At 65.1% G+C, this 14506-nt stretch carries 14 protein-coding genes; 7 read left to right on the top strand and 7 right to left on the bottom strand.

What is annotated here, in order from left to right:
• Positions 1-41 precede the first annotated feature (41 nt).
• The 4 genes from AC3CD9_RS14335 to AC3CD9_RS14350 all read right to left on the bottom strand — a co-directional run bounded on the left by AC3CD9_RS14335 (position 42) and on the right by AC3CD9_RS14350 (position 4463).
• The gene (locus AC3CD9_RS14335; RefSeq protein WP_488364576.1) at positions 42-950 is read right to left on the bottom strand and encodes a cation diffusion facilitator family transporter; all 909 of its coding nucleotides are present in this window, start codon (positions 948-950) and stop codon (positions 42-44) included.
• A gap of 276 nt (positions 951-1226) precedes the next feature.
• Positions 1227-3014 (bottom strand): flotillin family protein, encoded by a 1788-nt coding sequence (locus tag AC3CD9_RS14340; protein ID WP_488364578.1) that lies wholly within the window; start codon positions 3012-3014, stop codon positions 1227-1229.
• Between the two features lie 174 nt (positions 3015-3188).
• A complete protein-coding gene (locus AC3CD9_RS14345; RefSeq protein WP_488364579.1) occupies positions 3189-3650 on the bottom strand; it encodes a DUF3817 domain-containing protein in 462 nt (153 codons plus the stop codon).
• A gap of 78 nt (positions 3651-3728) precedes the next feature.
• A complete protein-coding gene (locus tag AC3CD9_RS14350) occupies positions 3729-4463 on the bottom strand; it encodes an SDR family NAD(P)-dependent oxidoreductase (RefSeq protein ID WP_488364581.1) in 735 nt (244 codons plus the stop codon).
• Between the two features lie 33 nt (positions 4464-4496).
• Between AC3CD9_RS14350 and AC3CD9_RS14355 the strand changes: the two genes are divergently transcribed.
• Complete coding sequence (locus tag AC3CD9_RS14355) at positions 4497-4661, top strand: hypothetical protein (protein ID WP_488364582.1); 165 nt, start codon at positions 4497-4499, stop codon at positions 4659-4661.
• Here the strand turns inward: AC3CD9_RS14355 and AC3CD9_RS14360 are convergent.
• The gene (locus AC3CD9_RS14360) at positions 4641-6791 is read right to left on the bottom strand and encodes a M28 family peptidase (protein WP_488364583.1); all 2151 of its coding nucleotides are present in this window, start codon (positions 6789-6791) and stop codon (positions 4641-4643) included. The genes AC3CD9_RS14355 and AC3CD9_RS14360 overlap by 21 nt on opposite strands.
• Before the next feature lie 481 nt (positions 6792-7272).
• On the opposite strand from AC3CD9_RS14360, the gene AC3CD9_RS14365 reads away from it, so the two are divergent.
• Together AC3CD9_RS14365 and AC3CD9_RS14370 are read left to right on the top strand one after the other, a co-directional pair.
• Positions 7273-8376, top strand: a complete 1104-nt coding sequence (locus AC3CD9_RS14365; protein ID WP_488364585.1) for a VIT1/CCC1 transporter family protein — start codon at positions 7273-7275, stop codon at positions 8374-8376.
• Positions 8373-9260, top strand: coding sequence for an aminotransferase class IV (locus AC3CD9_RS14370; RefSeq protein ID WP_488364586.1), 888 nt, complete (start codon positions 8373-8375; stop codon positions 9258-9260). Before AC3CD9_RS14365 ends, AC3CD9_RS14370 begins: the two co-directional genes overlap by 4 nt.
• 106 nt (positions 9261-9366) lie before the next feature.
• Here AC3CD9_RS14370 and AC3CD9_RS14375 read toward each other — a convergent pair whose 3' ends face one another.
• Positions 9367-9567, bottom strand: a complete 201-nt coding sequence (locus AC3CD9_RS14375) for a hypothetical protein (RefSeq protein WP_139468999.1) — start codon at positions 9565-9567, stop codon at positions 9367-9369.
• Between the two features lie 247 nt (positions 9568-9814).
• Between AC3CD9_RS14375 and AC3CD9_RS14380 the strand changes: the two genes are divergently transcribed.
• Positions 9815-10114: a DUF4235 domain-containing protein gene (locus AC3CD9_RS14380; protein ID WP_092010107.1), complete on the top strand. Its 300-nt coding sequence runs from the start codon at positions 9815-9817 to the stop codon at positions 10112-10114.
• Between the two features lie 72 nt (positions 10115-10186).
• On the opposite strand, the gene AC3CD9_RS14385 is transcribed toward AC3CD9_RS14380, so the two are convergent.
• Positions 10187-11080, bottom strand: coding sequence for a type I 3-dehydroquinate dehydratase (locus tag AC3CD9_RS14385; RefSeq protein ID WP_488364587.1), 894 nt, complete (start codon positions 11078-11080; stop codon positions 10187-10189).
• Between the two features lie 57 nt (positions 11081-11137).
• On the opposite strand from AC3CD9_RS14385, the gene AC3CD9_RS14390 reads away from it, so the two are divergent.
• The 3 genes from AC3CD9_RS14390 to AC3CD9_RS14400 all read left to right on the top strand — a co-directional run bounded on the left by AC3CD9_RS14390 (position 11138) and on the right by AC3CD9_RS14400 (position 14499).
• Positions 11138-11938: an alpha/beta fold hydrolase gene (locus AC3CD9_RS14390; RefSeq protein WP_488367559.1), complete on the top strand. Its 801-nt coding sequence runs from the start codon at positions 11138-11140 to the stop codon at positions 11936-11938.
• Between the two features lie 351 nt (positions 11939-12289).
• Entirely contained in the window at positions 12290-13600 is a 1311-nt protein-coding gene (locus tag AC3CD9_RS14395; RefSeq protein ID WP_488364589.1) for a quaternary amine ABC transporter ATP-binding protein, read from the top strand.
• Positions 13600-14499, top strand: a complete 900-nt coding sequence (locus tag AC3CD9_RS14400; RefSeq protein WP_488364590.1) for an ABC transporter permease — start codon at positions 13600-13602, stop codon at positions 14497-14499. Before AC3CD9_RS14395 ends, AC3CD9_RS14400 begins: the two co-directional genes overlap by 1 nt.
• Positions 14500-14506: the final 7 nt, after the last annotated feature.

Below are 14506 nucleotides of genomic sequence, written 5' to 3' on the forward strand. Positions count from 1 at the left end.
CCTCCCTTCGCCGGTCACTGACCGGTACAGGGAAGGCCGCCTCAGTCGTGGGTGTGAGTCTCCTCGGCGGCGTCCTTCGCCCGATCGAACTGGAACGTCGAGTGTTCGATCGCGATCTTGTGGTGCTCCGTCAGGCATTCCTGCAGAGCCTTGAGGATGCGCGGAGCATGCCCGTCATAGAAGCATTCATCCGCGAGAACAACATGAGCGGTGAGCACCGGCAGGTTCGAGTCGATCCGGGTGATGTGGAGGTCGTGGACTTCCTGCACATGCTCGACCGCCTCGAGATGCTCGCGGACCTTGTCGAGGTCGAGCTCCTTCGGCGCCTCTTCGAGCAGGATCGATCCGGTCTCGCGCAGGATGGCGAACGCTCTGGGAACGATGAGCGCCGCGATGACCAGAGCTGCCACCGCGTCAGCGCGCTCCCAACCGACGAGCCAGATTGCCAGGGCGGCAAAGATCACGGCCACCGAGCCGAGTGCATCGGCGATGACCTCGAGGAACGCCGCCTTGAGGTTGAGGGAGTCTTCCTTCGATGAGCTGAGGATGACGATGGAGACGAGGTTGCCCACGAGGCCGATGGCACCGAAGAGCAGCAGGCCCGGGCCGGGCACCTCCGGCGGGACGAAGAATCTCCGGATGCCTTCGATGAGGCTGTAGACGCCGAGCCCCAGCAGCAGGGTCGCCTGGGCACCGGCCGCGAGCACTTCCGCCCGACGGAACCCCCAGGTCTTCTGTCCACCCGTCGGCTTGCTGACCAAGCTCGCCGCGAAGAGTGCGATGCCGATGCCGATGAGATCGACGGCGTTGTGGCCGGTGTCGATGAGCAGCGCAAGACTACCCGTGACCACCGAACCGATGAGCTGAAACACGAAGATCGTCGCGACGATGCCGAAGACGATCCGCAGCTGCCGCCGCGAACCTGAACCATGCGCATGATCGTGAGCCATTGATACCTCCTCGACTCAACACATTAACATATGCACATTTGTTTATGCATCTGATCGACCTCGACAAAGAATCGGAGCACACCAGATCCCGGCTGCGTCTCCCGCAGGTGGATCCACCTCGAAATCGTTCGGGAAATCGAGGTGGATCCACCCGCAGGGCACTTCACCGCCAGGTCGGTCGGCACCTCGGCGTAATCGACGAAAGAAGCGGCCGCCGAGGATGTCCTCGACGGCCGATTCCTGCGTGAGCTGGGCGCCCCTCGCCTAGGGCGGCGGTCAGCCCTGGGAGCCCTTGCCGTCGTCGTCCTGACCGTCGCCCGGCTCATCGCCGTCGGGCGAGGCGCTGCCGTCGCCCGAGTTCGAAGCCGAGCCCGGACCCGCCTCCGAGCCGGCCCCGGACGCGCCTGAACCGCTCTCGTCGAGGCGACGCTTCGCCTCGTCGATATAGGCCTGCACATCGAAGCCGGTGGCCTTCTTCACCTCGTCGCCGATCCGGTCGAGGTCGACGCCGCTGTCATCGAGGAAAGCCTTCGGGTCGAATCCCGTGCCTGTCGATCGCGGACCGGCAGCCGCGTCGTCCGCGACGACCCCGTCGACGATCTCGTCCGAGGCGCGGTCCGCTCCAGATGAACCATCGGGAGCAGTCCCGCCAGGCCCGCCCGAGCCGCCGTCTCCACCGGGCTCGCCCGGACCATCACCACTCGAGCCGGCTCCGCCGGAGCCCTTCGCCTTGGCCACGAGGTCGGTGAGGTCGACACCGGTCGTTCCGCGCACGACCTCGAGGACCTGCGAGAGGTTGTTCGACACGGAGTTCGCAAGTTTCGACTCGCCATCGGTGGACACGATCGAGAGGTCCTTGATGTTCGCGTACGGAGCGACGAGTTCGCCTGCCACGCTCGGCAGCACCTCGAGCACCTTCGACAGCACGGCCGCGTCGTTGAACTGCTTGTAGGCCTCGGCCTGTGCACGCAGCGCCTCGGCTTCGGCCTCACCGCGGGCACGAATCGCATCGGCCTCGGCTTCACCTTCGAGGCGGATCGCCTCGGCGTCCTTCGACCGACGGTGGAGCTCGGCGGCGGCCTCGGCCCGGCCCTGCGCCTCGATCTCATAGGCGCGGGCATCGGCCTCGGCCTGCTGCCGGTAGCGTTCGGCGTCGGCCGGTCGGCGCACCTCGGCGTCGAGCTGTTCGGCACGCAGCTCCGCGGCTTCCTTCGCCACGATCCGGTCCTTCTCGAGCAGCTTCTGCTTCTCAGCTGCCGAGGCCAGCGGGCCGGCGTTGTCTGCCGTGGCCTGTCGCTGATCGGCCTCTTCCTTCAGCGCGGCCCGGCGCAGCGCCAGCTGCTGCTGCTGTTCGGCGATGGCCTGGTCGGTCAGCGCCTGCTGCTTCTGGGTTTCCTCGTTCTGCTGCGCCTGCTCGACGGCCGATGCGCGGCCGGCGTTCGCCTCGGCGATGGCGGCGTTCTTCGCCACTTCCGCGGCCTGCGGACGGCCCCAGTCGCGCAGGTAGCTGCCTTCGTCCTCGACCGCAGAGATCTGGAACGTGTCGATGATGAGGCCCTGATTGTTCATCGAGTGCGCGGACTCTTCCTGCACCTGCGCGGCGAAGGAAGCGCGGTCCTGGATGATCTGCTCGACGGTGAGCGTGCCGACCACGGCGCGCAGGGTGCCGGAGAGGATCTCCTTCGAGTAGTGGTCGATCTGGTCCTGCTGATCGAGGAAACGCTGCGCGGCCTTGCGCACGTCGTCTTCGGTGCCGCCGACCTTGACCTGCGCGACGCCGCGCAGACGCAGGGCGATGCCGTTGATGGAGATGCCGTCGATCTCGACGGAGATCTGCCGCGAGGACAGTGAAAGGATGAACGCCTTCTGCACGATCGGATAGACGACCGAGCGGCCCCCGATGACGATGCGACCGGTACCCGACGCACCCGAGGCGTTCCGACCGGTGATGATGAGCGCCTCGGACGGTGACGCGATCTTGTAGGAGCGCAGGATCACGAACAGGGCGATCAGAATGATGAGGACGAGGACGCCGATTCCTCCGGCGCCGAAGAGCAGGTCCATCAGTGGGCCTTTCATCGCGGTGGGGTGTGCCGACCGACCGATCGCCGGCCGATCCCCTCCATCCTATGCGAGCGCTCTGACACGCGACAGGGCAGAATCTCGCCGAGGCGGCCGTCCCGACCGTCAACCGTGCGGTGGAAGTCCGCCCTCACCCCGCCGCTGCAGTGATCAGGTTCACTTGCCCCAATCGCCTGGAGGGCCTACCAGGAGCAGCCCCGAGAAGACGAGGATGACGAAGATGATACCCAGCCCGATCGCCAGCCAAGGCGAGCGGATGCACCAGGAGGTGAGCTTCTCGAACCAGGTCTGCGGGGTGCGGCCGTTGCGTCCCAGACCCCAATCGCCTTCGAGAGATCCGGTCTTCTCGACGGAGCGTTCGAAGGGAATCGTGGCGTAGGGAACGATCGCCGACCCCAGTCCGGTGGCGATGCGCCGTTTGCTCCACTGCTGCGAGGTGCCGACGCCGATCACGGCGATGACGAAGCAGATGAAGATGAAGCCGTGGATGCCTCCGCCGATCCGCACACCCACCTCGGTGGTGTGGGTGACGTATTTGAGGAACATGCCGATCAGCAGCAGAGTCCATGTCACGGTCTCGGCGATGGCGAAGAAGGTGAAGAAGCGTTTGGGAGTCACAGAAGACCATTGTGCCCGGACAAGGTGAACGACCCCTGAGGAGTGCCGACAGATGAGTCGCTCGATCTCAGATCCGGTTCAGGGCAGACTCAGCTGCGTCATCCGTCCGCCGTCGACCGTATAGACCTGACCGGTGACGAATCCGGCCTCCTCGGCGGCGAGGAATGCCGCTACGGCAGCGACCTCCTCTGCCCGACCTGTTCTGCCGATCGGATGGATCCCTCCGATATCGCTCCGGAAGCGACTCGGATCGGGCGAAGCCGCGATGAAGCGGTCATTGAGCTCGGTGTCGATCCATCCGGGTGCGACCGCATTGCACCTGATCCCCTCATGCCCGTGGTCGACAGCCACGGCTCGGGTGAGCCCATGCAGTCCGGACTTCGCCGCCGAATACGCCGCATGGCCGGGATTCGAACCGAGCCCTTCGATCGAGCCGATGTTGACGATAGTGCCGTGGGTCCGGCGCAGATGCTGCAGTGACGCTCTGATCATGAGGAAGGGGCCGGTGAGATTCACGTCGAGGTTGGACTTCCAGTCCTCGAGCGACATCTCCTCGACTGTCGCTTCCTGCATCATCCCGGCGCAGTTGACGAGGACATCGAGGCGACCGCAACGATCGACCACCTCAGCGACTGCGGATTCGACACCGGACGGATCGGTGAGGTCGACGACGACCGAAGGGAACTCGTCGTCCACCCTGCGCTGTGCGGTGCAGACAATGGCTCCTTCCATCCGCAGACGAACAGCGATAGCGTGGCCGATTCCGGTTCTGCCGCCGGTGACCAGCGCGACCTTGCCCTCGAAACGATTCATACCCCTGCCTTTCCGCCTGTGACGCCGTCCACGATGCGCCATCTGATTCTCACCATGGCCATGGTCATGGTCATCTTCGCAGACGAGAACGGCCCGATGCGGGCCGGTGACCGTCTCCAGTCACCGGCCCACGTCGGACCGTCCGTGCCGTTCAGGGCACGTCGTCTCGGCTGCCGCTCAGCTGCGGCGGCGGCGTGAACCCAGCGTCATAGCCAGCCCGAGCACGATGAGCGCTCCCGCCGACAGAATCAGCGGCAGGGCTTCGTTACCGGTGCGCGGCAGATCTCCTCCGCCGCCACCGTTGCCGCCGTCACCGGCCCCCGGTCCGTCGCCCTCGGCGACGACTTCGAATGACCCCGTCAGCGGATCCCCGCCTTCACAGTCGACCGTGACGTCGTAGGTGCCGATGTAGCTGTCGACCATCGACGCATCGAGTCCGCGGACTCCGAATCGAGCGGTGCCGTCAGCTCCGACTTCGGCGGTCTGCTCGAACGTCTCGATCTTCCCGTTGTTCGGGGTCACCGTCATCGTCGCGGTGGAGTCGGCGGTGCAGCCGGTGGCCGCAACCTGGACTCCCTTCTCGCTGACGAAGTCCGGTGCCTCGATCGTCTTCGGATCGATGCTCAGAGCTCGTTCGTCAGGAGCCTCGGTCGGCGTCTCCGTGGGCGGATCAGTGGGATCCGTGGGCGGAGTCGTCGGATCGGTCGGAGGATCCGTCGGCGCGTCGGTGAGGTCATAGGCCAGCGTGTGGACGGCGAAGCCGATGGCGGGAGCGAAGATGTCGATGGACTCTTTGCTCACGTTGTCGATCGTGTCCGTGGACTGGTGGTAGTTCGTGTCGTGCTTCTCACCGACGGTGCCGCCGAACATCTCAGCTTCCTCTGCGGTCTTCGTACCGTCGGCGCCGGAGAACAGGCCGCTGGCCGGGATGCCGTTGTCGATGAACGCCTGATAGTCCGAACGTCCGGAGAAGTCGGTGCCGACGTTGGGCTGGTCGATATCGGCGAAGTAGTCGGTGAAGACCTTCTCAAGCTCGGCCGAGCCTTCGGGGACGTTGACGCCGTCGGGAATCGGCACATCTGAGCCGTCGGAGTCGAGCGTGCCGACGATGTAGTTGTCGGACCCGATCATGTCGAAGTTCATGTACGACTTGATCTTGCCCAGCTCGGCATCGTCGAGGCTCGCGACATACTCCGTCGAACCGACGAGTCCGACCTCTTCCGCGCCCCACCAGCCGAAACGGATGGCATTGTCGACATCGGTCGGCTGGTCGGCGAGCGCTTCGGCCGAGGCGAGGAGTGCCGCAGATCCCGAGCCATTGTCGTTGACTCCAGGGCCTTCTTCGACACCGTCGAGGTGGGCACCGAACATCTGGACGTTATCGTGGTCGCCGGCCTTGGTTTCGGCGATGACGTTCCATGTCGTCGAGGTCACATACTCGGTCTCGAGCGTGAAGTCGGCCGTGAGCACGGCGGCCGCTGCGGCATCATTGCCGGCCTCAGCTTCGTCGTCCGTCGCCTCGTCTGCGTCGTCGGCTTCACTCGCCTCGCCTCCGCCGGCGAGGCCGCTGCCGGCCTCGGTGCCGTCGTTCTCAGCCGCACCCTCGGCCTCTGCTGCGTCCTCGACCTTGGAAAGGAGATCCTGGCCGACCTTGTAGGTCACCGTCACGGTCGGGGTGCCATTCTCAATCCGCTCGCCGAGGGTGGCGTTGAGCTCCTCGTCGGGATTGTCGGCGTCATTGTTGTAGATGATGAGCGCGGCGGCACCGGCATCGGTGGCGGCCTGCGCCTTCTCGCCGAATGAGCACTCTCCGCGGGAGGCGAGGACGAGCGCGCCTTCAGCAGACTCATCGTAATCATCGGCAGAGCAGCCGAGCTGCCCGCCCGCAAGGTCGCTGTTGTCATCGTCGACCGGCAGGACCACGGGTATGCCAGTCAGCGGTTCTTCGGTCGCCTCGGTGTAGCTTGCGGTGTTGACATCGACCTTCTCGCCGTCGACGACAACCTCGACTGTGCCGTCCTTCTGCTGTTCGTGCTCGAACGCCTGACGCTTCACATCGAAGGCACCGGTCGCTTCGAGGGTGGATTCGACATATTCCACGGCTTCTTCGTAGCCGGGCGTGCCCAGCGCGCGGAATCCTTCGTCCGCGTGCGAGGTGGAGATGTCGGAGATCTTCTGCAGATGCTCCATCACGGCGTCGCCGTTGACGCCCATATCGGTGTGTTCAGTCGGTCCCGCGGTGCCCGCCGCCAGTGCCGGGCTCACGCCGCCGAGGACCAGTCCGGCCGTGGCAGTGACCGCCCGCCAGCTCTTCGTGCGCAACTTCATGGAGTTCCTTTCGCTCCTTTGTCTGTGTCCAGAGGAATCGCACATGACGGCGCGCCGGAAGTGACCGCCACGGTATGACTGTTTGCCCATACCGGTGCCGGCCCATCTACGGCTGCACTTGCGGGGAAGCTCGATTCTGACGTTTCGCCATGATTCGTCGTTGGTAACGAATCACATGCTTCTATAACGAAACGGTGACACAACTCACATTGGTCATTAATCTAACGCACCCCAGCGGGCTTTCGTATTACGAATTGATAACAACCGGTCACTGATTGATTTCGCACGCGCGGACTGTCTGCGGTTCACATGCGGATTCTCTGCGGCGACTGCGATCACATCACCGGGCGCTCCCACGACGCCCCGGCCTCACCTGCTGCCCGCCCGCGCGCATCCCACCGCGCAACCCTGCCCGATGTCGCAGCCCCTCACCGCCGCCCACCCAGTGCCGGAATCAGACCGCACGACTAGACTTGGACCAGTGACGACCAACGATTCCGCGGGAGGGACTCCGCCCGCCGCGCCCGACCGGCGGACCATTCGCCGCTGGCAGCGCTACCTCGCCAACGAACGGCTCGAGGAACGGGTGTATCGCAACCTCGCCGAACGCCGCAAGGGCGAGGACCGCGAGATCCTGCTCAGCCTCGCCACAGCGGAATCCCGGCATCAGGAGCATTGGATCTCCCTCCTCGGTGAACACGCCCAGAAGCGCCGTTCCGCCGATCTCGTCACCCGTTGCCTGGCGTTCCTCGGCCGCATGTTCGGCTCTGTGTTCATCCTGGCCCTAGCTCAGCAGTCCGAGACGAGTTCGCCGTATGACGAGGAAGAAGCCGCCTCGGCGGAGATGGCCGCCGACGAACGCATTCACGCCGAGGTGGTCCGTGCCCTGGCCGCCCGTTCCCGCGCTCGCCTGTCGGGGAACTTCCGTGCCGCCGTCTTCGGTGCCAACGACGGCTTGGTCTCGAACCTCGCCCTCGTCCTCGGCGTCGGCGCGGCAGGAGTCTCGAACACCGTCATCCTGCTCACCGGCGTGTCCGGCCTGTTGGCCGGTGCCCTGTCGATGGGGGCCGGCGAATACATCTCGGTGCGCTCCCAGCGTGAACTCCTAGACGCCTCCACCCCGGACCCCGAGTCCCGGCACGCTCTGGCCGATCTCAACATCGACGCCAACGAGCTCGCCCTCGTCTTCCGCGCCCGCGGAATGGAAGCCCGCGAAGCCGAGGCCCGCGCCAACCGCACGATCGCGGCTGCGAAGAACAAACAGGCACCGAGGCTGCCGAACCTCGACTCCGACGTCGACCGTGACGAACTGGGCACCGGCCTCGGCGCCGCCCTGTCGAGCTTCTGCTTCTTCTCCTCCGGCGCGCTCATCCCGATCCTGCCCTACATCTTCGGCATGTCCGGGCTGCCCGCCGTGTTCCTGTCCGCCGGTCTCGTCGGCATCGCGCTGCTGTTCACCGGCGGCATCGTCGGACTGCTCTCCGGGAAATCGCCCGGCCCCCGCGCCCTGCGCCAACTCGGCATCGGCTTCGGTGCCGCCGCCGTCACCTACGCCCTCGGCCTGCTCTTCGGAGGTACCGCATGACCGATCCGCTCATCCTCGTCGACCCCACCGAAGCGACGTTCGAACTCACCGACCTGCGTGCTGCCCAACTGCCCGTCACGGACCTCTCCGCTCATCGCGGGGATGGGATCTTCGAAACCGTACTGGTGAGCGTGGACGCGCACGGTGCCACCGTGGTGTCGCGGGAACGGCACTTCACCCGGTTCCGCGCATCCGCATCGGCGCTGGATCTGCCCGATCCGGACCAAGGACTGTGGGATCGGGTCATCGATTCCCTCATCGCCGAGGTGGCCGCCGCCGATCCCGAGAATGTCGAGTTCGGGATCCGCTACGCCCTCTCCCGCGGGGAGCAGGACGCGAACGGCGCATTCCGGGGCCGCGGGTGGGCCTTTCCCGTGCCCGTGGACGACCACATCCGTGCAGCTCGGGAGCAAGGTGTCACCGCCGTCAGTCTCGACCGCGGCTTCGACGCCTATATCGGCAGCAAGGCCCCGTGGCTGCTCATCGGCGCGAAGACTCTGTCCTATGCGGTCAATCAGGCCGCCGGCCGGTATGCCGCGGCCAACGACGCCGATGAGGCGCTTTTCGTCTCCCATGACGGAATCGTGCTCGAAGGACCGACCGCGAATCTCATCATCCGCCGAGGCGACCACCTGCTCACTCCGAATCCGGAGGCGGGTCTGCTGTCGGGAACGACGCAGCGCCTCATCTTCGATCATGCGGAGGATCTTGGTCTGCGCGCCGAATATGCCGACCTGAGCCTCGACGACGTCAAGGCGGCGGATGGGGCTTGGTACGTCTCGTCGATGCGGACGGCGGTCGCGCTGCGCGAACTCGACGGGAACGCGATCTCAGTTGATCAGACTCTGACCGACAGGTTCCAGGAGATCATCCGCGGACGGTGAGGCCGTGGGAGCCGCCGGCTCCGAGCGGCGGCAGGCGCCTTCGGGGATGCACAGCTCTGGGGTGGCCGGACTCTGGGCGCCTTCGGGGATGCGCTGCCCCGAGCCCTCAGGCTCGGGGCAGAGCGTCGGCGGGTTTCGCCGAGGGGAGAGTGAAGGCGAGAACGAGCCCGAGGATGCAGGCGGCGCAGCTGATCAGCCACACCGGCCAGAAGACGCCGGACATTCCCGGCAGCAGCGCAAGCAGGAATCCGAGGGCGCCACAGACGAACAGTCCGGTGACGACGCGCGTCTTCCACTTCCTCAGCATCGTGTGCCTTTCTCTTCACGTTTCGACCCAGACCTTCCCTTGCCCGATCGAAGCGTGCTCTCACGCTATCTCTCCCGGTCGGCCCGGCACATCCCCCAAAAGTATGAAATGAGCGAACTTTCTCGACCTCGTTCAATCGCGGGTGGCCTCGCGCGCATCGTCCTGCGTTAGTGTTGACTTCGACGGAATACGTTCCCGCGACTTGTGAGAGTCGTGGGACTCAATGTTCAAAGGAAAGGACACGAGCATGGGAAAGCTCGCTTGGCAGATCATCGGCGTGGGAGCGCCCATCGCAGCTGCATTCGTCGCTCGCAAGACCCTGACCTTCGCGTGGGAGAAGTCGACGAAGCGCCCGGCGCCGTCGAACCCCGTCGATGACGAGATCTCGATGTCCGAGGCCCTGGCCTGGACGATCGTCTCCGGTGTCGGTGTGGCAGTGGCTCAGCTCGTGGTTCAGCGCATCGCCGCGAACACCGTGCGCAACAACTTCGGTGATGAGGCCCTGCCGAAGAAGTTCCGCAAGCAGATCGAAGAGGTCACCGACTGATCTTCTGCTGCTTCTGCAGCAGCGAAGCGGCCCGTGAAGCTCATGCTTCGCGGGCCGCTTCTTCTCTGGCGTTCAGCCGGTGATGCGGTCGAGGATCTCGGCGAGGACCGATGCCTCGATCTGTCCCGGCGCCGAAGCCTGTCCGATCTGCGCGAAAGTGGCACAGCTGCCGAAGTCGGCACCCATGATCCTGCTCGTCCGCCCCAACGATCCCATCGAGATTCCGAGCACGGGAACCGGCAGCGAGGCATCCGCCGCGGCAGTCGCCCCCAGGAGACGCAGAACATCGGCCGGTGCCTGCGGCATCATCGCCACCTTGGCCACATCAGCTCCGGCCTCGCTCATCGCAGTGAACGTCTTCAGCAGGCGCTCGGCAGAGTCCGTGGACTCGAAATTGTGGTGCGAAGCGACGACGGGCACGCCGGCCTCCCGCGCCGAGGCGATGAGGGAGCCCGACTCGGCCCGATCGATCTCGACGTCGATGGCCATGGGAACGCCCCATGATGCGCTGCCGGAAACTCCCGAGGAGGCGGTGCCGGTGGGACCGGGGCCGGCAGCGGTTCCGGCGTCCGCCTCGACGTCGGAGACCCCGGCGATGAGTTCCCGCACCACTTCGGCGTAGTCCTCCTCCGTGATCTCCACCTGCCCGCCCTCGAAACCGGTGCGGACGGTCAGGAGGATCGGCAACCCCGCTGTGAGTGCACTCGGAAGCAGACGAAGGGCCGCCTCGGCGAGGCTATGCGCACTCCTGTGCGCCCCACCCTGCGCGGCACCGGGGGCGACGACGAGCAGCGGATCGATGCGCCATTCGACGGCGTCGACGATTCCGGTCGCGGCGGCCGCGGCGCATTCGGCAGTGAGCTCATCAGCATCGATCGCCTGTGTCGGCACGATGACGGCAGGTCGCCCAGGATTGCGCACCGCGGGCGATCCTGCGGCAGGATTGAGGAACGGCAATGATTTCATTTCTCAAGCGTAGGCGGTGACCAGGCGCGCGCGGGCAGGAGGACACGGGTGGAGACGATGCAGGTGGACAGGATCAGCGCACGCGATGGCTTCCCCCTCGAGGTCCAGGTCAGCGGGCCGGAGGACGCTCCTGCACTGCTCCTCCTGCAGGGCCAGTCGAATTCGCACGAGTGGTGGGACGATCTGCGCGGGGACTTCGAACCGGACTTCCGCACGATCACGTTCGACTATCGCGGAACGGTCGGCAGCCGGGGTGAGCTCGGGGAACTGTCGACAGCGAGCTTCGCCGATGATGCCGCGGACGTGCTCGACCACCTCGGCGTGGATCGGACCGCGGTCTACGGCACGTCCATGGGCGGGCGGATCACGCAGATGCTGGCACTCAACCATCCGAAGCGGGTGAGCGCTCTGGTCCTCGGGTGCACCTCGCCCGGCGGACCGCATGCCGTCAAGCGTCCGCGTGAGGTCGGCCAGGCACTGGCGAGGCTGCGCGGCGATGAGCACACGCAGTACCTCTTCGACCTCTTCTACACCCCCGAATGGACGGTATCGGCGGAGTACAGCAAGATGCTCGGCGACGACACGATGACGGCCGCCGAGTCATCCGCCCATCTGCGCGTGAGCGCCAACCACAATGCCTGGGACCGGCTGCCCGAGATCTCCGCCCCGACGCTGATCATGCACGGCGATGCCGATCGGATGAACCCGGTCGGCAACGCCCGCATCCTCCACGAGCGCATTCCCGGATCTCAGCTGCGAATTCTGCCGGAAGGCCGGCACGGATTCTTCGAAGAATTCGCCGAGGTGGTCACTCCGGCCGTGGTCTGCTTCCTCACGGAATCGCTGCAGAAATCCTGAAGGCAGGAATCCTGAAGGCAAGGCCGCCTACAGCATCAAAATCCCACATCCGTTAGCAAATCCATTAACGGCATAACTACATGCTCCAATCGATGATTATAACAATCAAGTAACGCACGACCATCTATTTGCCCAGGTCAGAGCGGTAGTCAAGGGTGACGCGCCGCATAATCCCAACAAGATCTCTACCGAAAACCCTGAACAAAACTACAATGGTGGATCAGATATCCGTGTGCGGTGAGGCGCGTGCGCAATTGAGCTATTCGGATCTGATCTGCGAGCACCGAACCGTGCAAACGGGGGTGAAGCCTCTCGTTCTTGCGGACTGCCAAGAATGCAAGGAGGAAGCACGTGAGCGTTGTCAAAGCGTCACACGTCTACAAAGTTTTCGGAAAGCGCGAAAACGAAGTCGTCAAACGACTCGAAGAGGGCGCCGACCGAGATGATCTGACGAAACTCGGAACGGCCGCCGTCATCGACGCGAGCTTCGAAGTCGAGGCCGGCGAGATCTTCGTCGTCATGGGCCTGTCAGGCTCGGGCAAGTCGACCCTGATCCGCACTCTCAACGGACTCTGGGCACCCACCGCCGGATCCGTCGAGGTGCTGGGCACCGACATCGCGAAGATCGATCCGGCCGCACTGCGCAAGGTCCGCAGCGAACACATCTCGATGGTGTTCCAGCACTTCGCACTGCTCCCGCACCGCACCGTCCGGGACAACGCCGCCTATGCGCTCGAGATCCGCGGAGTCGCGAAGGCGGAGCGGGACAAGGCCGCCGACCGTTGGCTCAAGGCCGTCGGCCTCGAAGGCTGGGGCGACAAGTTCCCCGAGCAGCTCTCCGGCGGTATGCAGCAGCGCGTCGGCCTGGCCCGCGCGCTGGCGGCTGAGACCGACATCCTCCTCATGGACGAAGCCTTCTCCGCCCTCGACCCGCTGATCCGGCGCGAGATGCAGGAACAGCTCGTCGAACTGCAGCGGGAGCTGAAGAAGACCATCATCTTCATCACCCACGACCTCAATGAGGCGATGTTCCTCGGTGACCGGATCGCGGTGATGCGCAACGGGCGCATCGTCCAGGTCGGCACCCCGGAGGACATCCTCACCGACCCGGCCAACGACTACGTGGCACAATTCGTCCACGACGTCGACCGGGCACGCGTCCTCACCGCGAACAACGTCATGGAGAAGGCACGGCAGACCGTGAGCAATCAGAACGGTCCCCGAGTCGCACTGCGCACCATGCGCGACAACGGCGCCTCGGGCGTGTACGTCACGAACAGGGACCGGAAGTTCCTCGGCCTCGTCAGCGACCGCGACTGCATCGAACACATCCGGACCGGCGCCACGACTCTCGACGAGATCATCAAGCCGGTTGCCCACCCCGCTTCTCCGGATGACCTGCTCATCGACCTCTTCCTGCCGACCGCGGAGATGCCTCTGCCGGTGCCCGTCACCGACGCCGACGGTGAGCTCGTCGGCGTTGTGCCCAGGGCCACTCTGCTCGCCGCGCTCGGCACGCAGAACGGCAATGACGAGGCCTCGGCGGAAGCCTCTGTCGAAGACTGGCCCGAGCCGGTCGATACCGGAATCATCGACCAGGTACTCGCCGAAGGTGATGATGCCGTCGCACCGCAGGCCACCGGTGAAAGGAGTGAGCGCTGATGGAGAACATCCGAATTCCGATCGGAGCCTGGGTCGACACCGTATTCGACTGGCTCAAAGACAACGTCGCATGGTTCTTCGACGCCGTCACCTGGCTGTTCAACTTCCTCATCGAAGTCCTCACCGACGTGCTCGTCGACCTCCACCCGCTCGTCATCATCATTCTGCTGGCGCTCATCGGCTGGATCTTCCGCTCGTGGCAGATGGCGGTGGGCACACTCATCACCCTGTTCTTCATCATGACGATGGACCAATGGGTGGCCGCGATGCAGACCCTGGCGCTGATCATCATCGCCGCTGTCATCGCCATCATCATCGCCGTCCCGGTCGGAATTCTGGCCGCACGCAGCAACAGAGCCTCGACGGTCATCAAACCGATCCTCGACTTCATGCAGACGATGCCGGCATTCGTCTACCTCATTCCGGCGGTCACCTTCTTCGGCATCGGCGTCGTTCCCGGCCTCGTGGCAACGGTGATCTTCGCTCTGCCCCCGGGTGTGCGGTTCACCGAGCTCGGCATCCGCGGGGTCGATTCGGAGACGGTCGAAGCCGGACAGTCCTTCGGTGCGACCCCCGGCCAGATCCTCCGCGGAGTCCAGCTGCCCTTGGCCACCCCGACGATCATGGCCGGCATCAACCAGGTCATCATGCTCGCACTGGCGATGGCCGTCATCGCCGGCATGGTCGGCGCCGACGGACTCGGAAAGAACGTCGTCGAAGCGATCGCCACCCAGAACCTGCCGCTCGGCGTCGAAGCCGGACTCGGTGTCGTGATCATCGCGGTCTACCTCGATCGCGTCACCGCGGCCCTGGGCAACGCGAAGGACTACCCGCACTCACTGGTTGCGGGCATGCGTCGTCGCAGCGCGAAGAACAAGGCGGCTGCGGCAGCCGCCTGAGGCGATG

This window comes from Brevibacterium sp. MGP-B1, from assembly GCF_057766545.1.